Source organism: Variovorax sp. P5_A3 (genome assembly GCF_056400665.1).
Window position 1 is genome coordinate 1 of sequence record NZ_JBFUKW010000012.1, and the last position, 22,716, is coordinate 22,716.

The following is a 22,716-nucleotide window of genomic DNA, read 5'->3' on the forward strand; positions in this document are numbered from 1 at the left end:
TCGAGCAGTTCACCCTGGCCTTGGACTCCTACATCCGCTGGTACAACGAGAAGCGGATCAAGCTCTCCCTCGGCGCTCTCAGTCCTGTTGAATATCGGAAAAGCCTGGGGCTCGCGGCATAACCAGTCCAAGATTTCTGCCGCACCCCCAATCGATCAATTCACGCTGGCGTATTTCAGCGTCCAGGCGAAGCTGCGCGGAGTGCTCGGCGTCAACGCAAACGGGTTCGTGGTGCAAGCGAACTTCGAGTGCAACTGACCGATGGGTGTGGTCGACAACGGGTTGGTCACACCTGCCGCGAGATCGAAGTTCGACAAGGCGCAGGTATCGAATCCGGTCGTGCCGTAGCCGGTTGCGTCGCTGTTCGCGTAGGTCACCGAAACACCATCGGGGTTGGCCGCCGTATTCTGGTAGTCGGCGAACGATGTGAAGTCCGTCTCGACCGTCATGTTTCCAGCCAGGCTTGCCGAAGTCAGCGTATCGGTGCGCGTGATGGTTCCCTGCGCGAAGGTCAGGACTGTGTGCGCTTGCAGATCGATATCGGTCGTGTAGAGCGCATTCTTGGCCGCTTGCCTGAACTTGGTCGTGTCGAATGAGACGACGACCTGTCCGTTCGTCTCTTGCACATTCAGGTTCTTGTAGTACGTGACGGGGATATACGTCTTGCCGCCATAAGTGACTTGGGGCACCAGCAGCGCATAGCCCAGGTCGGTCGTGCCATAGATCAGCTTGTCCGCAAATGGAACGGGGTAGTAAGGCGTGAACGAGTTGTAGTCGGGCGCCTGGCTAAGGTTCAGGTTGATGACGCGCTTGCCGTCGCGCACCGTGATCAACGCCGCACTGTACGGATGAGCGGCGTCCGACGGCTGGTTGTACCAAGTGAGCGTGTAATGCGGCTTGGTCGTGTCCAGCCAAGTCTGGAACGCTGAATCATCAATCGGTGACTTGCCGCCGTAGCCCAGCTTGTTCCACCAGTTGTTCACGTATATGAACTGGTGCAGCAGGCTGAAGTTTTCACCCATGACGCGCGGCTTGCCGCGATAAGTATCCGTCCCGCGGCCCTTGACCCACATGTTCACCGACGGCGTGGGCAATGTCGGGTCATACCAGAAGGTCTCGTAGCGATAGGCCGCCTTGTAGATGAACGAATAGGCAATCTTCATTTCCTGCTCGGTCAGAACGCCGGCATTGGCTGCCGCAGTCAGGATTTCCATGAAAGCCGTATCGCCGTATGGGCCGATCGAGCGGCCATAGTTGAAACCTTCGCCGCTGGTGTTGAGTTGCGGCAGGATCAGGTCGACGGATTTGCGCAGGTAGCCCCTGAGTTCGTCTGTCAAATTGGCCTCGTTCCCCATCTCCAAGGTGCGCTCGGTCACTTCGGCAATCAACAAGGTGCTGTAGCGATCGAAGCGTGCCTGGTCGTAGTAGGTGGTGTGGCTATTCGAGGCTTCGTCGGAGAACCCGCCCGAGGAATCGTTGCGGATGTGGGTCGTGAGCGTATACAGCAGCGCATCGCGCGCACCCATCGTGGCGACAGTCGGATCCGTTGGCGACGAGAAGCTGGGGTTGCTCCAGCCGAGCTTTTGCCTCAATCCTGCGATGCCGTAGGAGACAGCGTAGTAGTTCTGCGCGGTATTGAGCGTGGTGACGTCGATCGGCGTACCGGCTGCAGGGCAAGTGTCGGCCTTGCCGCTCGCATCAGGTCCGAACATGTCGCAGAAGGTGAGGCGCTTTTCGAGTGTCGCGAGCACCGCATCGCTGAACACCTCGTTGAGCATGCCGCGAGCCTTCAGGTTGTTGAGCGCCACGAGGTAGTAGTACTCGCCCCACGACGTGTTGGCATAGAGATAGTTGGCGCCACTCATTTGCGTGATCATGGCCGTCGTAACGCGCTGATAGGTCGCCAGATAGTCTGCGTACTGCGGATCGTTCTTCGCCTTCATGTCGATCAGGATGTACGACAGGCCGAGCGCGAGCTTACCGGGCAGGAATTTGTCGCCTGTGTTTGTGTCGAGCACATGCACGGGGCTGCCGTCGCCGAGGTCCATCACCACTTGCGTGAAGTCGGGCGCCTTCTTGATGAGCTCGAAGAGCGCACGCATCTGGCCCATCATCGAGATAGGGATGCCGGCACCTTCCGGTACGCTGGTGTCCGGTGCGCCGTAGACGATCGCCTGCAGCGACTTGACGTTGGTGGTCTGTGAAGGAGGCGGGTTGGTTGCGCCGCCACCACCCCCTGATGCTCCGGGGTCGGTCGGCGGAATTCCTCCGCCGGAGTTGCCGCCGCCTCCGCAGGCGGCGAGAAGGAGGGCGAGCGTGCCCAGTGCGATGGCCAGGGGTTTTTTGCGCGGCGAGGAAATTTCTGTCTCCTTGGGTCTGGATTAAAGCGCGGCGTATGCCTGAAGTTATCAGTCATCGTATGAGTTGCGAGTCGATTGTGAATGTAGGTCCACGGCTCTGGCAGAGGGAAGCACCCTAAATCGAAAGCATGCGCTCAGCGCGCCGGCGTAGGCGTTGTCGTACATCCTCGCAGTGTTGACGCACGAGGCGCTGGCGTTCAGCGGCCCAAGCTCGGAAGCATCCATTCGAGGCCCTCGCCGAGCGTCGCTTGCGGAGTGCGCGTCGAAGGCACGCTCAATGTCCACCGGGTGGTTCGGCGTCTATGGCCTTCATCACAAGATTTGCCATCACTCGTTCTTCCTCGCGCGGGCTCTTCTGCAAAGCCGCTACTGTGCTGCGCCTATCCTGCATGGCTTCGTCTTGGCTGGCCTTGAGTTTTCCTTCAAGTCTCTCAATCGGAATCTCAATTCCCACGATGGCGCCAAGCAGCTTGTCGACGTATGAAGCGGGGGCGTCGGAGAGCCGCCACGGTGCCTCCTGCCTAACCTCATGAGCGTCAGTGAGCCGGTTCAACATATCCAGTAGCCAACTGCGTTCCTGAACAGCGCGCGCAACACCGTGCGCATGAGCGACCGCATAGTTCCATGTGGGCACGACCATCCCATGCTCCTTCTTGCCGGGGTACCACCCCGGTGTGATGTATGCCTGCGGTCCTTGGAACATCACCAGCGACGAGGCATTGCTGCTCAGTTCGCGCCAAACGCCGTTGGCTCGGGAGACGTGGCCAATCAGGGTGCCGAACGCCCCTCTGCTTCTGTCCAGAAAGAAGGGAACATGGTTGGCGACGAGGGCGCCGCCGGCTTGGTAAACCCATGCTCCAAGGGGATGCGACTCCATAAGCGTGAAGATGGCTTCCTGGTTTGTCAGTTGGTGATGCTTAGATGTGTACATGTCATTCAACAGAAGTGTTGAACTCTGAGGTCAGAAGCCAGCGAAGGCTCGCCTTCCCAAAAGCGCCGCCAACACCATCATGGTCAGGCCAATCAAACCGTCCAGCTTCTGCCATGCTCGCGGCCGAGCGAACCAGGGTGCGAGCCAGCGCGCGCCATAGCCTAGAAGTCCAAACCAGAGCATGCTGGCCGTGCTCGCGCCGGCGACGAACCATCCACGCAGTACCCCGGGCTGCTGCGCGCCGATGCTACCCACCAACAGCACGGTGTCTAGGTAGACATGCGGGTTGAGGAGAGTGAAGGCAGCGGCCTGCGCCACGGCCGCACCACGGCCAAGGGCCGTATTCCCTTCCGCCGCCCGCAGTTGATGCGGATGGCGTGCGCGGCGGAGCGCCTGCACTCCATAGACTGCCAGGAAAACGGAGCCGGCCAGTGCAAGCGCACGTGCTAGCCCGGGACGGTCACCCAGGGCCTGCGCCATTCCCAAGACGCCCGCGGCGATAAGCGCCGCGTCTGCTACCGCGCAGAAAAACACAATGGTCCCCACATGCTCGCGGCGCAGCCCCTGACGCAGGACGAAGGCATTCTGGGCACCGATGGCAACGATGAGCCCCAAGCTCAGGACCAGGCCTTGGATGAAGACCGGAAAGGCCGGTGAGGCGGAGTTCGAATTCAGCATGGGGGAAGCTTGCCCGCATGAATCGATGAAGGCAAACTATCTTTCCTAAGGCTGCTTTAGAGAAACTTACTTTATGTTGGACTATTCGGCGTTGTCAGCGCTTTCCGCAGTCGTGCGAGAAGGAAGCTTCGAGCGCGCAGCCCGCGCCCTGAACGTGACGCCTTCGGCCATCTCACAGCGCATTCGACTATTGGAGGACCGAATCGGTTGCGCGCTGGTAGTGCGTGAACAGCCGTGCCGCGCTACTGAAATCGGCCGCCGCCTATGCCAGCATGTGGACCGGGTTCGCCTGCTGGAGCAAGACCTCGAAGGAGCCGTTCCAGCGCTGGCGCCGGAGGGGATTGCACGGGTCCCTCTACCCGTCGCGGTAAATGCCGACAGCCTGGCAACATGGTTTGCTCCAGCCGTTGCCACATTCGCGGCAGCAGCGCCGGTGCTCATGGAGATAGCGGTGGATGACCAAGACCACACGGCAGAATGGCTGCGCAGTGGCGCGGTGCTGGCCGCAGTAACCGGCAGCAGCCGTGCCCCCGCCGGATGCAACAGCCGACCATTGGGCTCGATGCGCTATTTGCCCGCTGCCAGTCCGGAATTCATGGCCCGTCATTTTTCCGACGGCGTCGGAGCGGGTAGTCTGGCCCGCGCCCCCAGCCTGGTGTTCAACGCAAAGGATGAGTTGCAAGCCCAGTGGGCACAGCGCCTATGCCATCGGCACGTCGAGCTACCCCGCCACATCCTCCCGTCGACCCAGGCGTTCGTGACCGCAACCCTGGCCGGCATGGGATGGGGCCTGCACCCGCAGGCGTTGATCGAGCCGCACTTGAAAGACGGGTCGCTTGTCGAACTGGTACGGAAAGCGCCGCTGGACGTCCCTCTGCACTGGCAGCATGCCCGTGCGGCCTCCGCGCTTCTTGATGGCTTGACCAAGCAACTTGTCGCAGCCGCCCGGCGGGCTCTCTTGACGACCTGACCCAGCGTCGTATTTGCCTGCACCCCTCAGAGTCAGCGCGCGCGCCGGTAGTGCATGGCGACCGCGCCGCTGCGGAGCGCCTTCGCCGAGATCAACTCGAGCCGTCGAGTGCTGGGCAGCCCGCTCTCGTACAGGGTCGGTCCGTGGCCGGCGATCCTGGGGTGGACGAGTAACTTGTACTCGTCGATCAGATCCAGCCGGTCCAGCTCGGTCGCGAGCTTGCAACTACCGAGGAGCACGCCGTCCGGGGTCGTGTCCTTGAGCTTCTGTACGCCCGTGCGCAGGTCACCGGCGACGTGGTGGCTGTTGGTCCACGGGAAGTCCTTTCGCGTCGAGGACACCACGTACTTCGGCTTGGCCTCCAGCTTGACCGCCCACTCGCGCATCGCCGGCTGTGCCTCCGCGTCGCCGCGGGCGACCGCTGGCCAGTAGCTCTCCATCATCTCGTAGGTGACGCGGCCCCACAGCATCGCCCCGCCCTCGTCCATGAGGTGGGTGAAGAAGGCGTGCGTCTCGTCGTCGGCGATTCCTTCCTGGTGGTCGACGCAGCCGTCCAGAGTGACGTTGATACTGAAGGTCAAGAGACCCATGGTGTCCTCCGATCGAGATACGCGAGCCGCTCGCCGTCTGGCTCCAAGCGCATGAGCCCAATCCACGAGGTGCTCACCCTGTGGCAGTTTGCCCAGCACGTCGTGCCGCATGCTGGCTGCCGATACTAGGCGGAGAACCGATGTTGCACAACGGCGCTCGCAAGCTACAACTCCAGTCCATCGACTGCCGTCGCAGGAATGGATTTCGACATCAGCGCGAGGTGGGCGTGGCAGTTGAGGGAATTCTGTCTCGATGGCGGCGGACCGTTGCAGGCCGATTGTGGCTGGGCGGACAGACTTCGCGTCATCCGACATCGCTGGACTCCTTCACGAGGTTTGCCACGAAGTCCAGCAAGGCCCGTGTCTTCGCCGGCACGTGATGGCGAGAGGGATAGTAGGCATACAGCGGGAAGCGCTCGTCCGGCCAGTCCGGAAACAGGGGCACGAGTTTTTTCGCGGCGATGAAGGACTCGGCGCCCAACTCGAACAGTTGCGCGATGCCGTGACCGGCCAGGCAGGTGCTGTAGAGGGTGCCGGCGTCATTGACGGTCAGGGAGCCGCGGGCCGCGACCGTGAGCTTGCGGCGACGCTGATGGAACTCCCATGGAAATGGACGACCGGTGGCCGAGTCGCGGAACAGGATGCACCGGTGATGGCCGGCCTCGAGTTCGCGCGGGTCGGACGGGGAGCCATGACGCCGGACGTAGCCCGGTGACGCCACCGTCAACACACGGGTGTCGAGCAGCTTTCGCGCCACCAGAGACGAGGGCCGGGGATGCCCGAAACGGATGGCCAGGTCGAAGCCGTCGGCCACCATGTCGCCCAGGTCGTCGCGGCTGCGCAGTTCCAATTCCAGGTCCGGATGGCTGTCCAAAAACGTCCCCAGTTTCGGACCCAGGATGAGACGCGAAAAGAAGGGGTCGATATTGACTCGCAGGCGGCCTCGCACCGCCGCTGCGCCGCCTGCGGCGCTCCCAGTGGCTTCCGCCAGCGCGCCGACGAGGGGCATGACCTGTTCGTAGAAGCGCCGCCCCTCGTCGGTCAATCGCACCGAACGTGTGGTGCGCTCGAACACCCGGATGCCCAACCGGGTCTCCAGACGCGCGATGGCGCGACTGACACCGGACTGCGACATGTCGAGCGCTTCCCCTGCGCGTCCGAAGCTTGCCGTGTCGACGACCGCCGCCATGACGTCGACACCTTCGAGCAGTTGTGTGCTGAACCCTGCCATTGATGACTACCGAGCATGAATGAAATGCTTTTCATGCTATCGCTCTTTGCGAACGGTGTGGACAAAATCCTCTTCAACCGGCGCGCGGTGCGCCGCATCAGGAGAGAAGACGATGTTCGTTGTCACGGGAGTCACCGGCAAGGTGGGCGGTCAGGTCGCAATGAAACTGCTCGCTGCGGGCTTGCCGGTACGGGCGGTTTTGCGGGATGCGGCCAAGGCTCCGGCCTGGGGCGCGCTCGGTTGCGAGACAGCGTTGGCATCCATGGAGGACGCGGCCGCATTGAGCGCCGCTTTTTCCGCCGCAGAAGCGGTATTCGTGCTGCTGCCCCCGGTGTTTGACCCGTCCGAGGCCTATGCCGAGACGCAGGCAAACGCCGCGGCGCTGGTCGCGGCCTTGCAGAGGGCCCAGCCCCGGCGGGTGGTGGCCCTGTCCACCATCGGCGCCCAGGTGGGGGAGGAAAACTTGCTGACGCAGTTGCAGATGATGGAGCGCGCCTTTGCCGCGCTGACCATGCCGGTCGCTTTCCTGCGCCCTGCGTGGTTCATGGAGAACGCCGCCTGGGATATCGACGGCGCTCGCACGCTCGGTGTCGTGCCGAGCTTCCTCCAGCCGCTGGACAAGCCGGTGCCGATGGTCGCCACGGCAGACGTTGCCACCACCGCGGCGCAGATGCTGCAAGACAACTGGGAGGGGCGCTGGGTGGTCGAGCTCGAAGGGCCGGTTCGGGTCACGCCGCACGCGCTGGCCGCCACGCTGGGACGGGTTCTGGGGCGCGATGTCGTTGCGCAGGCGGTGCCGCGTGCGACGTGGGCAGCGCTGTTCCGCTCGCAGGGTATGGCCAACCCATTGCCGCGCATGCGGATGCTGGACGGCTTCAACGAAGGCTGGATCGAGTTCGAGGCCGGCCCCGGCGCAGCCCGAAAGGGCGCGACAGAACTCGAGACGGTATTGCGCGGCCTTGCGGGTCCATCGCCGCTTGACGAGCAGGACTGAGCGGATGGGATCGCGGCCGTTCGTGGCGTTCACCAGCTTGCGAGGGAGGTTTCGCACGTGGCTGTCGACTGCTCGGTCGGTGATGGCGCGGCCATCGCCGTGCAGCTGGTCCAGGACCTGATCGCGGTACACGCTCTGCCGCGCTCTTCATCAGTCGCCAGGGCGCTCCTGGATCCTGTCGCCACTTCCGAAGCCCGCCCGACGTCGTTGCCCGGCGACTTCACCAAATTGCTGCTTGTACCAACGCGAGAAGGCGCTGAGCGCCGAGAAGCCCAACAGCTCTCCCACCTGCGACAGCGGCCGGGTGCCTTCGTCGATGTAGTGAACGGCCAGTTCGCGCCGGATGGTGTTCACCACTTCGGTAAACGTGGTGCCCTCTCGCAGGAGCCGCCTGTGCACCGTGCGACGATCGACGCCGAGTTGCTGGGCGACCTGGTCGATGGCGCACTGGCCCGAAGGCAACAGCACGAGCAGGATGTGGCGCACGCTATCGACAGTGCTCATGCGCGCCGCGCCCGCACTGGCTTCGAGAAGCTGCCGCGCATAGCGGGCCATCACCGGGTCGGCCAACGGGTTCGGCGCATCCATGTCGCGCGTGGTGCAGACGATCCCGTTGAAGTCCTGGCCGAATTCGACGGCATAGCCGAACACCCGATGGTGCAGGCCCGGATCGCGCGGCGGTGCATGCGCGAAGCACACCCGCAGCGGGTTCCACGTGGGGCCGAGGAAGAACTTGAGGTTGCGGAACGTGACGCCGACAAGAAGCTCTGTCGCTTGCCGCATCGAGCCGCCATGCCCGATGAGCAAGTCTTCGCGGAGCACGGCAATGCCTTCCGCCTCCTCGAGCTTTGCGAAGACCGATTCGTTGAGTACGTGGCTGTAGCGAATCATTGCCCGAACGACGCGCCGTACCGTCGGTTCCTCGCGCGCCATCAATGCCACCACGCCGAGGTTCGAAAGTTGCCGCGTCTCGGCGATGCGCAACCCGAAGTTGTCAATCCCGCTGGCCAATGCCGACGCCTCCAGCAAGTCACGTACCGCGCCGCTCGGAATCCGCAGGTCGGGATCGTGCAGGCATGCCGGATTGAGGCCCACCTTAGCCAGCAAGACCATGGGATCGAGGCCGGCCGTTCGTGCGATCTCGGCGTAGTTGGTCAAGCTGGCGCTGCGAACGAGGTTCGACATGGGGTTGGTACGGACTGTCCCCGTAGGGTAAATGAGCGTCTCCGTTGGTCAATCGGTATCTGCCAGGGCTCGGAACAATTCCCGGCATTTCGCTCGCATCCGGGAGTACCCGAGGTGTCCCGGAATGGCAAATCGGTGTCTCCGTCCGTCAACTCCAAATTCACCTTGGCTCGCACACTTACTCCCACACCACAGACTGCAAGGAACCAGACGATGAACTCAACCGACAAGCCAGCGCCGATCACCCCCGTGTGCGACAGCATGCGCAACAGCGGCAACTGGAATCCCGACTGGGAGCCCTTTGTCACGCTCGACGCGGCATGGACCGAGAAATTCATGGCCATGGGCGTCGCGCCGATGGTGTCGGGCGTGCTCGACGCAAAGACCGTCGAGTTCCTCGCGATCGCCGTCGACGCCTCGTGCACCCACATGTACGCGCCCGGCGTTCGCCGCCATATCCGCAAGGCACTCGACCTGGGTGCGACGCGGGAAGAAATCACCGCGGTGCTGCAGTGCGTGAGCGTGCTGGGCATCCACACGATGAGCCTGGGTGCACCCATCCTGCTCGAAGAGATTGCCGCGCACGCCGATCGCAACGGCGCGACCGTCGGCTGATCAGCGCCTTCCCACCAACCGAAATCTATTGGAGACAACCATGCACTTCCTCGACGACTCCCTCCTCCCCGAAAACCAGCAGAAGCTGGTGATCCAGGTGGCGCCCTACGGGCCGCAATGGATCCCGGGCGACTCCGGCGACATCCCCGTCACGATGGACCAGCAGGTCCAGAAGGCGGTCGACTGCTGGAACGCAGGCGCCACGGTGCTGCACGTTCATGTGCGCGAGGACGACGGCAAGGGCAGCAAGCGGCTGTCCAAGTTCAACGAGATGCTGGCGCGCCTGCGCGAAGCGGTACCGCAGATGATCCTGCAGGTCGGCGGCTCGATCTCGTTCGCCCCCGAGAACGATGGCCAGGCTGCGAAGTGGCTGAGCGACGACACGCGTCACATGCTGGCCGAACTCGACCCCAAGCCCGACCAGGTCACGGTGGCCGTCAACACCCAGCAGATGAACGTGATGGAGTTGATGACCGCGGCCGACGTGGCGGACACCTCGCTTGCCAACCCCGTGGTGCAGGCGGCCTATCGCGACATGATCGTGCCCTCCAACCCGTCGTGGTACGAGGAACACATCCGCCGCCTGGTCGCCAACGGAATCCAGCCGCATTTCATGCTGGGCAACCTGACAGGCCTCGAGAGCGTCCTGCGCATGGTGCGCCGCGGCGTCTACAGCGGCCCGCTGAACCTCAACTACGTGGCCATCGGCGGCGGCTCGGCCGGCCTGCACCCGGCCGACATGCTGGAGTTCGCACGCCGGACGCCCGACGGCGCGGTGCTCACGCTGGAAACCCTGAACCGTCACATCTATCCGATGAACACGATGGCCATTGCGCTGGGCATGCACGTGCGGGTGGGCATCGAGGACACGTTGTTCGGCCCCCTCGGCGAGCGCATGGGCTCCGTGCAGCAGATCGAGATGGTGGTGCGCCAGGCACGCGAGCTTGGCCGCGAGGTGGCAAGCGGTACGGAAGCACGCAGCATCTTCGGCATCGGCCAGCAGTGGAGCGACGCCGACGAAGCGCTGGCGCGCCTGGGCCTGCCGCCCAACCGCGCGCCGGGCCAGCGCGGTGTGCCATTGCGCCACGCAGCATGACGGACTGACGTCCGCCCCATCGAGGCTCTGCCGACTCTCAAGGAGCGCAGAGCTGCCGTCGGCCGCCACGAGCCGTGTTCGTGGCCCATCTCCATCTGCATCCGAGCGCAGTCGTCGCTCGCACAACAAGAGACAAACGCCATGAACCCCGCCCTGTCGGCCGCGGCCGCCCCTGCGCCATCGAACGACCTCGCACGCCCATCGCGCAGCTACGCGTGGGCGGTCTTTGCGATCACATTCGGCCTGATGCTGTCCGACTACCTGTCGCGACAGGTCATCGGCGCCGTCATGCCCGCCCTCAAGGCCGATTGGGGCCTGCTGGACTCGCAACTCGCCATGCTGGTGAGCGTGGTCTCGCTCGTCGTCGGCGTACTGGCCATCCCGATCTCCCTGATCGCCGACCGTTGGGGGCGCGTCAGAAGCATCACGCTCATGGCCTTCGTGTGGTGCCTGGCGACCATTGCGTGCGGTCTGGCGCAAAACTACGGGCAGTTGCTTTGGGCCCGCGCGTTCGTGGGTTTGGGCGAGGCGGCCTACGGCGCCGCCGGGGGCGCACTGCTGGCCCATGTGTTCCCCGCCAGACAGCGGGCCACGGTGCTCGGCGCCTTCCTGTCGGCGGGATTGTTCGGCTCCGTGCTCGGCGTCGTCCTCGGAGGCGCCGTGGCGGCGCAGTCCGGTTGGCGCATGGCCTTCTTTGTCGTGGGGGCGCCGGGCCTGTTGCTGGCCCTGGTCTATCCCTTCGTGGTGCGCGACTACAAGACGGTCGCATTGGCTCCCTCGCGCCACGCCCATGCGGCACCGCGACGATCGCGCATCGCCCGGGTCGCGCGTGAAGTGTTCGGTGCACGCTCGGGCAACTTTGCCTATCTCGCGAGCGGCCTGCAGATGGCGATGCCCGCCATGCTGATCGCCTGGTTGCCGACGTACTTCGTCCGGTTCTACGGCATGGACGTGAAGAAGGCCGCCCTGATGGCCGGCGTGGCGGTATTGGCTTCGGGCATCGGCATGATCTTCGGCGGCGGCATGGCCGACCGGCTGAGCGTGCGTCACCCGCGGCGTCGCGCGCTGGTACCGGCTGCCTATTCGGTGCTGTCGGCGCTGATCCTGATCGTCGCATTTGCATTGCCGCCCGGCCCGCTGGGACTGGGCCTGATCTTTCTCGGCGCGTTGTTCGCTGCCGCACATGGAGGATGTTCGAGCGCCATCGTCTGCGATGTCACCCACGTCGGTGTGCGCGCCACGGTGTCGGCGACGGTGGTGTTGGCCAACAACCTGCTCGGCCTCGCGCCTGGTCCGATCATCGTCGGCGTGCTGTCGGACGCTTACGGCCTGAAGCTCGCATTGACAGTCACTCCGGTGTTGGCCCTGGCGGCGGCGGTCTTCTTCGTCCTCGCCTCTCGCAGCTACGAAGCGGATGCGGCACGCAACAAGGCAGGCGGGCAATTCCAATGAACCTCTCGACGACCTGGACAGAAAGTTCTGCCAGGGCTGCAAGAGGACCCCGCTGGAGATCGGCGGCTGGCCTCGCATGACCGATCAGCAAAAGGCCGACGTTGTCGCTTTGATCCGCCAACGCATGGCCCCGTCGGTCATGTCGACTCGAAGCGAATCAGCAAGTTAGCGGTTCCCGATACGGACCGCATCGCCTTCGAAGCGCCTGAAAAAATTCGCGATCGTGACGCAGTTCACGCTCCGATCGGGAGCTGTAGTGCCTTCGACATATTGCGCCCACACGATGACGCCGATGAATTCAAACACCACAGCCGTTCAGCGGCGACACCTCCTTCGAGGCGTGGGCCTCGTCGGCCTCGCCGCGCTCGTGGCCCCCACAAGCTTCGCCAACGCACAGGCGCGTTCTCCCTCCGATGCGGGCGCCGTGCGCGTGACCCAGCTTCTGGACATGTCGCCTGACCAACAGCAGTTGTCTCGCGACTATTCGACGGGCCTTCGCCTTGCCTTCGCCGAACTGAAGAAATCGGGCGCCTCGGTTCCGCAGGTTGCCACGGTCGAGACCGACGGCACGAAGGCTGCCGTACGCGCCGCCTTGCAAGGCATCAAGGATGATCCGGTGCAGGTCGCCGTCCTGGGCACCGCGGGCGAGGGACTGGCACTGGCCAGCGTCGCCGAATCCAGACAGTTGGGCATGGACATCGCGCACGTCGCGCCGTGGCTCGCGGATTCGCAGATGGACGGCGACCCGCACCTGTTTACCCTTTTCGCATCGCGCGAGGACCAAGTCCGCTATGTGCTCAAGACGCTTTCGGTGGCCGGCGTCAGCGAACTCGGGGTGGTCTATCCGTCGCCGCGGCATGCAGAGGGGATGCAGGCGGGAATGGCCGCCATCGCGACGCGCCTGCAAGTGAAAACGCGCGACATCGTCATCCCGTCCGGCCAGGATGTAGCGGGCTTCGCATCGAAACTGCCCGCGACCGCTCCTTTCTACCTGCTGTTCATGGGCGGCAGCATCGAACTGGCGTTGTTCACGCAGGGACTGGGCAAGCGCGGCATGCAGCGCTACATGCTGTGCCTGTCCGACTCCGACACCAACACCTTCCTGCAATTGAACCCCGGCAAGTCGATACCGGTGATCTTTACCGACGTAGTCCCCAATCCGCATACCAGCAAGCTGCCCGTGGTCCGGACCTACCGCGCGGCCTTGCAACGCTTTTTCGACGAGGCGCCGTCGCCGGTGAGCCTGGCCGGCTACCTGGCCGGCCGCTACACCGCGACAGTGCTCGCGGGCGCGGGCACCAATCCGACGCGCGCACGCGTCCTCGCCGAGTTCCAGCGGCGCCGTCCTCTCGAACTCGATGGGTGGCATCTCGCTTTCAACCCGTCCGGACGCGCAAGCAGCTTCGTCAGCCAGACGCTGCTCAACAGCCAGGGGAACTTCATCGGCTAGGAGAACGGAAGTACCTTCAGGTCGAAGAGTCGCTCAAGGAACCAGATGGCTGCGACGAGAATCGCCGCCGTCGATCCGCCGTGCAGCAGCACTTGCTGGTAGCGGCGCCAATGGCGCATCACCAGCAAGACCCCGAGTGCCATGAAGACGACGACGAGTTGCCCCGCCTCCACGCCGAGATTGAACTGGAGGAGGGCGAGGATGAAGCCTCGCGTCGGAAGCTCCATTTCTGCCAGCGCGCCGGCAAATCCGAAGCCATGGATGAGGCCGAAGAGAAAGCTGAACAGCTTGCGACGGCCGCGAAGCACGGGGTAGATGTTGTCGATCGCGGCGAGCACGATGGTGATCGCGATGGCGGGTTCGATCACCCGCGGCGAGATGTTCACGATCTTGAGCGCGGCCAGGGCGAGCGTGATCGAGTGGGCGACGGTGAACATGGTGACGATCCCAAGCATCGGCAGGATCGCCTCGCGCCAGGCCGCGACAGGCTCCCAGTTGCCGGCGCGACGGTGCAGCACCGCAGGCAACAGCAGGCAGATCAGGAACAGGATGTGGTCATAGCCGATCAGGATGTGATGCACACCATCGCGAAACAGGCTTGCGTTCGGCGATGCCTGGCGCGGATCGGAAGTCCAGCTCACGGTGATCGGACCGCCGGATGGCTCCAGCGAGCGCACCAGCGGATCGCTGCCATGCCGTGCCTCGATGCGCAGGAGGCCGCGATGCGTGGGGTCGACCTCGCGGAACAACTGGTAGTCGATCGCCAACGCGGTTGCGAGATCGCAGTGAGCCCTGAGCTGCAGAACCAGGTACGCACCGTCGATGCGATCGTCCACCGCGGGTGGCGCGGCCTGTGTCAAGGAACAGCGGCCCTCCTGCAGCCGCAGGCGCGCGAGCGCATAGGCCTGGATCTCGTCCATCCGCGCATTGACTTCGCCCCAGCTCAGTTGCCGGTCGCCATTGCGGTCGAGATCGAGCACCGCGTCGAGGTCGCGCAACGCAATGTCCCAGCGCAAGTCTGCTGCATCGCCGGCGATCCGGAGTTGCAGATAGGCGTCACTGGCCTTGTGCGCATGCGCCGTGCGCGGCAGGGCTGCGAGCAGGGCGAGAAGCAGGATCACAACGCACGTGATCACCGACCGCGCCGGCCGCACCGGTGTCAGGTCAAAGGGCAACATCGATACGCGCATCGCGCAGCCCGATCCGTTGCATCAGCGCCCTGAGTTCGCGCCTTGCCTCTTCATCATTGGCCGCCGTGGCAGCGCGTCCGAGCAGCAAGAGGTCGATCGGCTCGCGCTGCAATTGCACATTGGCACGGGCCAGGACGAGTGCCCGCTGCGCGTTGCCCTCGACATCGAGCGCGAACAGGGCGCCTTCGCGCGCATGCGCTTCAGCGTTGCCAGGCCGTAGCGCCGCCGCCGTGAAGCGTGCTTGCAGTTCCTCCGCTTTCTGGCGGGCAATGGCCCCGGAGTCGGTCCGCCGTGCGGCGATGGCCAGCCGCAGCAGCACCGCATCGCTTCGGGGCTCCTTGCCAAGCAACGCAGGCACTTCGGCAGGGCGCTGCTGGCGCAGCAGGAAGTCGCTGTATGCGAGCAGCAAGTAGCCTGATCGACCGGTCTGCACCGCCTGCCTGTAGAAGGCCTCGGCCTCGATCGGGCGGCCCGCCAGTTCCTCGACCTCGGCCAGACTCGTGAGCAACCACTGGCGGGTGCTCGCCTGCTGCGCGCCTTGCAAGACCGGATCGCCCAGCAAGTCGCGGAGGGTGCCGCGCGCCGACGCGTAGTCGCCACGCAATCCTGCGTTCTCGGCCAGGCAGGCCAGGCCGTAGAGTGTCGGCCCGACGCGGCCCAGCGCGAGGCATGCGGCGTCCGACTCGGCATAGCGGCCGCGCACTCGCAGGACGGTGGCCAGCGTGATCCAGGCCTGTGCGTTCCCGGGCTGCCGGGATAGCGCGACCTTCAGGGTGGCCTCGGCGGCATCGAAGTCATGCAGGAACTGCGCGATCGTCGCGCGCATCACCAGCACGGCGGAGGGTGTCTGTGCGGCGGTGGCCGCGTCCCAGGCGCTCAGGGCGCCCATGGCATAGCCGGCGTAGCGCGCATCGCCCTGCGACCGCGCCAACGCCAGATAGCCCTGGGCAGTGGCGATCGCCGTGGCTTCGTCGCGCGGATGCTGCGCCAGCGCCTGCCGCAGCCTTCGCTCCTCGAGCGCCGAACCAGCGACGACAGGCAGGGTCTCGACGATCACGTCGTCGCCTGCCGGTATGTGCGGCGTGGCGACGACCGGGAGGCACGTCGAAAAAAGAGCCCACGCCAGCACCCCGCTTTTCAGGAGGCCGGCGATGGGCAGACCGGACTGGCGCATCACTGCACCGTGATGGGTTCGCGCGTGTCGACGGTGGTCGGCGGATCGAAGGCGGACACATCCGCCGGTTCAGCCGTGTCCAGTGCGGTCGCGACCAGTTGCTTGACGTAGGCGAGGAAGGCGTCGAGCGGCTCTGCCTGTGCGGGCGGGTTCGTTGCGACCGGCGGAAAGTACCCGCCGCCGCCCCCACCACCGCAACCGGCGACGACGATCGCAGCCACCAGCGCCAGCCCGAATCGAATGATCATGCGGTTCATGACTTGCTCCTCACTCACTGTGCGCCCGGCAGCGGCGTGTTCAGGTAGGGGAAGGCGTCCGGAAACTGCGCCGGACTCTGCAACGCGCCGTCGGTCAGCGCGGCACTTCCAGCGGGCGCATCGCCCGGCTTGCAGCCGACCTTGAGCGCGTCGGCCGCACCGGTGGCCACGCACAGCGCACCCATGGCGACGCGCAGTTCGGCGTCCACCACGTCGTCGCCGGGGCGGCGGCCGTTCGGGAAGCCGGCCCCGTCTCCGGCCAGGACGCCGAGGCCGTTCTGCATGGCCTTGGGCGTCGGCGCGACGGAAGTGTTCAGGCGAAGCATCTCCGAGGCCTTGCCGTTGGCCGGCTTGTTGACGCCTTCCACGCCGGTCAGGAAGGCAGCGACGAGGTCGGTGCGCGGAAAGTTCGTCGGCGCGGCAGCTCCCGGAAACAGCGTCTGGATGAGCGCCGGAAGTGTCGGATTGGTCACGTAGTCGGCGAACTGGCCATCGTCCTTCGGCTTGGAGCTGTTGAACTTGTCCTTGTCCTTGAGCCCGATCACGACCTCGTTGACCAGCGGCATCCCCAGGCGCGACACCTGCGCCGACGGCCCGCCGTTCAGCGTCGTCGTGCCATGACCGCTCTTTGGCGGACTGGCGATGAGCCGGCCCTGTCGCACGCTGGCCGTGGTCCAGCCGCCGATGATGGGGCTGCCCCCGGTGGCAACGCAGGAGATGGGGACCTCCAGCGCCATCGTCGTGACGTTCTTGTTGGCGAGCGCATCCGGATTGGCATTCGTGGAACCGAGCGGATTGAGGTTGATCAGGTCGAAGACCTGGCCCAGTGCGACGGAGAACGGGTCCTTTCGCTGCCCCACGAACACGCGGCCCGGCGTGGCGCAGCCGGGGATGTTCACCGCATAGAGATGCTGGTTCGCATAGCTTGCATAGCCGGCCGGACCGCCGAAAGTCTTGTCGCCGATGTTGTCCGTCGGCTTGTCGAACACCGCGCCGCCGCCGGCCATGGTGACGGCCTCGACCCTGCCCGTGCGGCGATCGCCGCGCACGATGTCCAAGGTGTAGGTCTCGCGCAGATTGCTCGTGGCCTGGTTCGGCGCCGAGATGGCGCCGGCCTGCACCAGCGGAATCGAAACCTTCTTGTCGGCGATGGGCAGTTGGATGTCGCGCAGCGTGTTGGTGAACTTGAAGCGGAAGGTGATGTTCTCGACCGCATCGCCATCGGTGTCCAGGTGGATCTCGTAGAGCGCATTCGGGTCCATCGAAAAGTAGTTCGGCCCGCCGTATGGGCTCTGGTCGGGCTGGTAGTTGGCGATCAGCGTGACGAAGCCGTCGCGTCCGGCCTCATAGCTGCGGAACATGTAGAAGTCGGTGGCATCGACTTTGGGCATCCCCGCGATCGAGGGCGCCTCGCGATGACTGGATGCCAACGCGCTGGCCGCAGCGATCGCGCACGTGGCGAGCACACCGAACTGGATGGACGGCTTGGAGAGTCTCATGGACATCACCTCGACAGGTTGGTTGCGTATGGATGGCGGGGAGCTTCAATGGCTTGCCCGAGTCTTGTACGCAGCCGCCTGGCCGTTGGATCATCACGCCCACGCCCACGCATGCGCCCGCCGACTCGCCGGTGGGCGTCAAGCGGATCGTGGAGCGTGCCGGTTCAGTCTGGTGGCGCGTACTGGGCCTCGCCATTTCCAAAGGACCAGTTTTCCTTCCGGACTTCGACCAGGTTGATGAAGACGTCTTCCATCCGCACCTGAAGCCGTTCGTTCAGGCCCTTCGCAATGGCCCTGTAGAAGGCCCGTTTCTGCTCGACTGTGCGGCCTTCGTTGAGCGTGATCTGAATGATGATGCAGTCGGCCGAGCGGTCGATGCCGAGATAGGTCGGATCGAAGATGAAGTCGTCGCTCGGATGTTCGGTGATGATCTGGAAACGATCATTCGCCGGTACGTTGATGGCCGAAAGCATCGCGTCGTACACCACTTCACCGATGGCCCGACGGTACTGGGCTGGCTTTCCGGCGGCCAGGTCGATTCGAACGAGAGGCATGCTTTTTCCTTTCGATTTCGGGTGATGGAGGTCTCGTTCCCATCATCGTCGAAAGGCGGCCGTTCAGGGTCGCGGGCCTCCAAGAGCGCCCGCTGAGAGCGCGAGCGTGGCCGCTGCGGACAGCGCGGTGCTGTAGGCGTCGGCGTAGGCGTTCCTGGCCTGCAGGAGTTGTGTTTCTGCCAGCGTGACGTCGGTGACGGAGCCGACACCGTTGCGATAGGCGGCCAGGGATGCATCGAAGGTCGTCTGCGCGGCCGACACGAGGGCTTCCGAGGCCTCGTGCGCGGAAAGGCTGGTGCGCAGGGCGTTGTCGGCGAGCACGATCTGGCGCACCGCGTCCTGTCGAATGCGTGCGAGCCTGGCCTCGGCGCTGTCGGCTTCGGCGCGGGCCTGGGCCAGCATGGCATCGCGTGTTCCGCCGTCGTAGAGGGGAACGGTCACGCCCGCGAAAACCGTGGCCCCGAGGCGCTGGCCGTTGATGTTGACGGTCGGCGCCTGCTGACCCACCGACGGCAGCGCCGTCACGTCCAGGCGGCCCGAGTTGTAGGCGCCGGTCGCCGAGACGAAGAACTTCGGCATGAATGCCGCCTCCGCCACACGCACCTTCGCAAGGCTGGCTTTCTGCGCGGCGTAGGCGCTGAGCATGTCAGGGCGTCGCGAGAGCGAGTCCGCGATGATGCTGTCGACCGACTCGGCCATCTTCGGCGAGAGCTTGCGGTCCGAGATGTCGGCGACCTTGAGCTTCGTCAGTGGCGAGATGCCCATGGCCGTCAGCAGCCTGAGATGGGCGTCCTGATTTCCACCGGTGGCCTGCACGAGCGCGAGATTGGCCTGTGCCGCCGCCTGGCGCGCCTGGGCCACCTCGATGACGGTGCCGATCCCGTGCTTGTAGCGGTCTTCGGCTGCCGCCCGCACGGCCTGGGCGTTCTTCAGGGACTGCGTCGCGGTGGCGAGCCGTGTGCGGGCCGACGCATTCGCGTAGAAGGCCAGGCTGACGTCGTAGATGACCTGCTGATGGGCTGCAGTGAAGGCGATGTTCGATATCAGGGAGGCCTGCTTCGCCGCCTCCACGACCGCCGCTCTCTCCCCGAAATCGAACAGCAGCCACACGAGCGAGACCGCGGAGATGACCCCGCTCGCCGACTCATTGCCGCTGCCGTTGATGCCGAGCACCGAGTTGTTGCTGCTGCTCGACTGGTAGGCACCGACGACGCTCGCGCTGATGTTCGGCAGGTAGGTGCTCTGCGCGATGCCCGCTGCGAGCGCGACGCGGCGCGCGTCGTTCCAGGCGATGCGCGTCACTGGATTGCTGCTTTGCGCGAGGTCGATGAGTTCGGGCAGCGAGTAGACCATGCCCTCGTCGATCCCGGGTGGTGGGGGGAAGGTCGCCAGCGCGGGATTGGCAGGCAGCACATAGCCGCCGGGCCTGTCCACCGCACCGCCCGGGCCAGCGATCAATTCCCCTTCGGCAGTGGTTGCCGGACTCCAGGGCCGGTCGGCGTGCGGCGGCGCCAGTTCGAGGGCCGATGTCGCGCAGCCGCCCAGCCAGCCCATGCAAAGCGCACACGCGATGGCCTCAAGCCGGCGCATGGTCGGCCCTCCCGCCATGCACTTCGGCCAGCCTGTCGATTCGATCGGCGATGCTGCTCTCGCGCACAGGGTCGAGGCCGTCGTCCAGGAGCAGCGATCGCTGGATGGCAGCGATCTCCTGCGTCGTGCGGATCCGGGCGTCCAGCCAATCCGCTGCCGGACGGATGCTCCCCGGCTCATAGCGCGCAAGGCCCATGTCCTGCTTGAGGCTCCCCAGCGCCGCTCGGGCTTCGCCGGCGAGTGCATAGCGGCTCGACCGGCCGACAGCCGTCGTCATTGCGCGGAGTCGGCGCAGCACCGAGGCGATGGCGGGATCGATGCGTCGTGCCACGCTGACCGGCCAGATCATCGTGAACATCGCGTAGATCACCAGGTTGCCGAACAGGATGCCGACGATCCGGTCGCGGGCGACCGTCATGTCGAAGCCGGGGCCGGCGCCCTGGATCACGCACAGGAAGAAGGCGAAGGCGATCTGGAAGCCGGCGTAGGCGATGCGAGGCGAGCCGGCGGCGACCCAGCCCGACGCGAGCGCTGCGAGGAAGACGATCGCCAACAGGCCTGCGATCGAGGTCACGTTGGGCATGAGAAAGACGATCGCCGCAAGCCCTGCGACGGCGCCGACCAGGCAGCCCACGATGCGCAGCGTCAGCTTCTCGACGGTCTCTGCCGCCGTGCCGAGCGAGACGATGTAGCAGGTGATCAGGCTCGTGTGAATGCCCGGCCAGTCGAGCAAGGTGTAGACGACATAGCAGAACATGGCCGCCGCGGTGGTCTTGAGCGCGTACTGCACATGCTCCGGGTTTGTGAAAGCGTCGGGCAGGAAGAAGCCGCTCGCGCTCTTCTCTGGCTCCGGCTTTGGCTGCTGCGCGCTCGCCTCGGGCGTGGGCGAAGGCGGCACGGCGAAGCGGGCGAGCGCCTTCTTCATTTCCGCAAGGATCGCGGCGCCTTGGGGCGGCAAGGGCTCGCCGACGTCCGCGTCGTCGAGTGCAATGTCGACCGGATAGCCACCCGCGCGCAGGATCGTCGCCATCTCGTCGAGCGTGCCCGCCACGCGGTTCCGCAGGGGAGACGGCCACTGCCCGTCACCGTCGCGATCCAGCAGGTCGACGAGCAGCAGCACCTGGGTGACCGAGGCGACGGCCTGCCGGAGTGCGGCGATGTCTTCCGCCAGCGATGTCTTCTCGACCGCCGCCAGCTTCAGCCAGGTCTGGATCTCGACCGTCCCCTCGGACAGGGCCTCGCCAAGCGCACGCCTGGCTTCGCGTTCGGAGGTCCGGAGCACCGCAGCCGCGACGGCGAGGCGATGCGCCAGGGCACGCTCCGCCAGGCGCCGCGGCGCCGGGCCGATGAGCAGGTTGACCGTCACCGAAACGGCGACCGGTATGCCGACGAAGAGCCACGCGTAAAGCAGGGCACGCGTCGCCAGTTCACCGATCTGCGCATTGCTCAGCAGATCGAGCGCATAGGCCACGATCAACGCGAGGATGCCGCCGACCGGTCGCAACTTGCTCCCGGAGGCGATGAAGAGCAGGCAGAACGAGAAGACTGCCATGGCGGTCACGCGCAGCAGCGGGTGGTCGATGACCGCCATCGAGACGAGCATCACCACGCCAATGACCCCCGTGATCAGCAGCAGCATCGCGATGCTCAGGATCATGCTGGCCGTGCGGTCGGGCTTGATGACGAAGAAGCAGACGTAGGCGGTGAGGGCGGCGTCGGGCGTCTGGTAGATCTCGACGACGAGCGTCGCCAGGGCGCACATCAGCGCCAGCCTGAGCGCGAACTCCAGCCTTCCAGGGGTCGGCGCTAGAAGAAGCCCGGAGAGGTCCCGGAGGGTCATGCGCCGCCGGTCACTTGCACGCGTGGCCATGCTGAACCTCGACGACGGCCGTGGCACCCAGTCTCATGAGCCCCTGGGGCGGCTCCTCCAGGCGAACGCGAACCGGAAACCGCTGCGCGACCTTGACCCAGTTGAGGGAGCGCTCGACGTAGGGGAGCGAGCGCGGAAGGTTGATGCGGCCCGTGTCGAGCACGCCGGAGCCGATGCCCTGCACGACACCCTTGAGGGCCTGCGTGCGATCGATCATCGAGAACACGGTGGCGCAGTCGCCTTCGGCGATGGCGTGAAGATCGGTCTCGCGGAAGTTCGCCACGGCGAACCATTCGTCGGTGTTGATCAGCGTGAACAGCGTCTGCGATGGCAGGACCATCTCGCCGGTCGACACGCTAAGGCCCACGACGCGCCCGCTGTGGGGCGCACGCACCGTCGTGTCCTCGAGCGCTCGCCGGGCGATGGCGAGGGCCGCCTCGCGTGCGCGCACGGTGGCTTCGGCGCCTTCTTCGGTGCCCACCGCCCTCGCGGCTGCGGCTTGCTGCTCCTGTGCCTGCCGGAGCGAGGTTGCCGCGTCACGTTGTGCCGTCTGTGCCTGGTCGAGTTGCTGCACCGGCACATAGCCCTTGGCAGCCAGCGGCTGAAGCCGTTCGACCGTGCGATTGGCATGTTCGAGATTGGTGGCGGCGCGTCGCGTCTGGTCGCCGGCGACGACCGCCGTCGAACGCTGAGTCGACAGCAAGCGCCGCTGTGCGTCGAGCGTGGCCTTCGCGAGATCGAGGTCCGCCTGCGCCTGCGCCACCGCGAGCAGGTGGGGCGCCGGATCGATCTGGAAGAGCAGATCGCCCTTGGCCACGCTGACGTTCTCGGCGACCGGAATGTCGATGATCCGTCCGCCGACGGCCGCGGCCACGTGGACCACGTCGGCATCGATGGTCGCGTCGTCGCTCGCAGGCAGTTCGGAATGGCGGCGCAGCGCATGGATGACGACGCCGATGGCAACGGCGATGATCGCCAGCGATACGAGTTTGCCCCAGGGGGGAGCGCGGTGTGTTCCTGCGGCCTTCAT

Annotated in this window: 22 protein-coding genes; 8 read left to right on the forward strand and 14 right to left on the reverse strand. The window is 65.3% G+C overall.

Annotated features, from left to right (window positions below):
- On the forward strand, nt 1-122 hold a 122-nt coding region (locus AC1D3B_RS19170; protein ID WP_478192473.1), incomplete at its 5' end, for an IS3 family transposase.
- A 33-nt stretch (nt 123-155) separates the two neighbouring features.
- Here AC1D3B_RS19170 and AC1D3B_RS19175 read toward each other — a convergent pair.
- The 3 genes from AC1D3B_RS19175 to AC1D3B_RS19185 form a co-directional block, all read right to left on the reverse strand.
- Nucleotides 156-2,360 (reverse strand): hypothetical protein, encoded by a 2,205-nt coding sequence (locus tag AC1D3B_RS19175; RefSeq protein WP_478192474.1) that lies wholly within the window; start codon nt 2,358-2,360, stop codon nt 156-158.
- A gap of 274 nt (nt 2,361-2,634) precedes the next feature.
- Complete coding sequence (locus tag AC1D3B_RS19180) at nt 2,635-3,291, reverse strand: FMN-binding negative transcriptional regulator (protein WP_478192248.1); 657 nt, start codon at nt 3,289-3,291, stop codon at nt 2,635-2,637.
- A gap of 30 nt (nt 3,292-3,321) precedes the next feature.
- A complete protein-coding gene (locus tag AC1D3B_RS19185; RefSeq protein ID WP_478192249.1) occupies nt 3,322-3,969 on the reverse strand; it encodes a LysE/ArgO family amino acid transporter in 648 nt (215 codons plus the stop codon).
- Between the two features lie 73 nt (nt 3,970-4,042).
- On the opposite strand from AC1D3B_RS19185, the gene AC1D3B_RS19190 reads away from it, so the two are divergent.
- The gene (locus tag AC1D3B_RS19190) at nt 4,043-4,939 is read left to right on the forward strand and encodes a LysR family transcriptional regulator ArgP (RefSeq protein ID WP_478192250.1); all 897 of its coding nucleotides are present in this window, start codon (nt 4,043-4,045) and stop codon (nt 4,937-4,939) included.
- A gap of 32 nt (nt 4,940-4,971) precedes the next feature.
- Here AC1D3B_RS19190 and AC1D3B_RS19195 read toward each other — a convergent pair whose 3' ends face one another.
- Nucleotides 4,972-5,529: a dihydrofolate reductase family protein gene (locus AC1D3B_RS19195; RefSeq protein ID WP_478192251.1), complete on the reverse strand. Its 558-nt coding sequence runs from the start codon at nt 5,527-5,529 to the stop codon at nt 4,972-4,974.
- A 304-nt stretch (nt 5,530-5,833) separates the two neighbouring features.
- Nucleotides 5,834-6,760, reverse strand: a complete 927-nt coding sequence (locus AC1D3B_RS19200) for a LysR family transcriptional regulator (RefSeq protein WP_478192252.1) — start codon at nt 6,758-6,760, stop codon at nt 5,834-5,836.
- 112 nt (nt 6,761-6,872) lie between these two features.
- On the opposite strand from AC1D3B_RS19200, the gene AC1D3B_RS19205 reads away from it, so the two are divergent.
- On the forward strand, nt 6,873-7,754 hold the full coding sequence (locus tag AC1D3B_RS19205) for an NAD(P)H-binding protein (RefSeq protein ID WP_478192253.1): 882 nt from the start codon (nt 6,873-6,875) through the stop codon (nt 7,752-7,754).
- A gap of 150 nt (nt 7,755-7,904) precedes the next feature.
- On the opposite strand, the gene AC1D3B_RS19210 is transcribed toward AC1D3B_RS19205, so the two are convergent.
- Nucleotides 7,905-8,939, reverse strand: coding sequence for an AraC family transcriptional regulator (locus AC1D3B_RS19210; RefSeq protein WP_478192254.1), 1,035 nt, complete (start codon nt 8,937-8,939; stop codon nt 7,905-7,907).
- A 213-nt stretch (nt 8,940-9,152) separates the two neighbouring features.
- Here AC1D3B_RS19210 and AC1D3B_RS19215 point away from each other — a divergent pair, with 213 nt between their 5' ends.
- The 5 genes from AC1D3B_RS19215 (at nt 9,153) to AC1D3B_RS19235 (ending at nt 13,552) form a co-directional block, all read left to right on the forward strand.
- Complete coding sequence (locus AC1D3B_RS19215) at nt 9,153-9,554, forward strand: carboxymuconolactone decarboxylase family protein (protein WP_478192255.1); 402 nt, start codon at nt 9,153-9,155, stop codon at nt 9,552-9,554.
- A 40-nt stretch (nt 9,555-9,594) separates the two neighbouring features.
- Nucleotides 9,595-10,650, forward strand: a complete 1,056-nt coding sequence (locus AC1D3B_RS19220; protein ID WP_478192256.1) for a beta-keto acid cleavage family enzyme — start codon at nt 9,595-9,597, stop codon at nt 10,648-10,650.
- A 141-nt stretch (nt 10,651-10,791) separates the two neighbouring features.
- Nucleotides 10,792-12,102: an MFS transporter gene (locus AC1D3B_RS19225; RefSeq protein ID WP_478192257.1), complete on the forward strand. Its 1,311-nt coding sequence runs from the start codon at nt 10,792-10,794 to the stop codon at nt 12,100-12,102.
- Nucleotides 12,065-12,271, forward strand: coding sequence for a DUF1289 domain-containing protein (locus AC1D3B_RS19230; RefSeq protein ID WP_478192258.1), 207 nt, complete (start codon nt 12,065-12,067; stop codon nt 12,269-12,271). Before AC1D3B_RS19225 ends, AC1D3B_RS19230 begins: the two co-directional genes overlap by 38 nt.
- A 123-nt stretch (nt 12,272-12,394) precedes the next feature.
- A complete protein-coding gene (locus AC1D3B_RS19235; protein ID WP_478192259.1) occupies nt 12,395-13,552 on the forward strand; it encodes a type 1 periplasmic-binding domain-containing protein in 1,158 nt (385 codons plus the stop codon).
- On the opposite strand, the gene AC1D3B_RS19240 is transcribed toward AC1D3B_RS19235, so the two are convergent.
- The 8 genes from AC1D3B_RS19240 to mdtN all read right to left on the reverse strand — a co-directional run bounded on the left by AC1D3B_RS19240 (nt 13,549) and on the right by mdtN (nt 22,716).
- Nucleotides 13,549-14,688 carry a HupE/UreJ family protein gene (locus AC1D3B_RS19240; RefSeq protein WP_478192260.1) on the reverse strand — a complete coding sequence of 380 codons (1,140 nt, stop codon included), beginning with the start codon at nt 14,686-14,688 and terminating at the stop codon, nt 13,549-13,551. The two genes, AC1D3B_RS19235 and AC1D3B_RS19240, sit on opposite strands and share 4 nt — an antisense overlap.
- A gap of 28 nt (nt 14,689-14,716) precedes the next feature.
- Complete coding sequence (locus AC1D3B_RS19245) at nt 14,717-15,916, reverse strand: tetratricopeptide repeat protein (protein ID WP_478192261.1); 1,200 nt, start codon at nt 15,914-15,916, stop codon at nt 14,717-14,719.
- Nucleotides 15,916-16,173: a hypothetical protein gene (locus AC1D3B_RS19250; protein ID WP_478192262.1), complete on the reverse strand. Its 258-nt coding sequence runs from the start codon at nt 16,171-16,173 to the stop codon at nt 15,916-15,918. The genes AC1D3B_RS19245 and AC1D3B_RS19250 overlap by 1 nt, the downstream gene beginning before the upstream one ends.
- 14 nt (nt 16,174-16,187) lie before the next feature.
- Nucleotides 16,188-17,672, reverse strand: a complete 1,485-nt coding sequence (locus tag AC1D3B_RS19255) for a DUF4331 domain-containing protein (protein ID WP_478192263.1) — start codon at nt 17,670-17,672, stop codon at nt 16,188-16,190.
- A 164-nt stretch (nt 17,673-17,836) separates the two neighbouring features.
- Entirely contained in the window at nt 17,837-18,226 is a 390-nt protein-coding gene (locus AC1D3B_RS19260; RefSeq protein WP_478192264.1) for a tautomerase family protein, read from the reverse strand.
- Between the two features lie 63 nt (nt 18,227-18,289).
- Nucleotides 18,290-19,816, reverse strand: coding sequence for a TolC family protein (locus AC1D3B_RS19265; RefSeq protein WP_478192265.1), 1,527 nt, complete (start codon nt 19,814-19,816; stop codon nt 18,290-18,292).
- Nucleotides 19,803-21,686: an FUSC family protein gene (locus AC1D3B_RS19270; protein WP_478192266.1), complete on the reverse strand. Its 1,884-nt coding sequence runs from the start codon at nt 21,684-21,686 to the stop codon at nt 19,803-19,805. Before AC1D3B_RS19270 ends, AC1D3B_RS19265 begins: the two co-directional genes overlap by 14 nt.
- Nucleotides 21,667-22,716, reverse strand: coding sequence for a multidrug transporter subunit MdtN (gene mdtN / locus AC1D3B_RS19275; protein WP_478192267.1), 1,050 nt, complete (start codon nt 22,714-22,716; stop codon nt 21,667-21,669). Before mdtN ends, AC1D3B_RS19270 begins: the two co-directional genes overlap by 20 nt.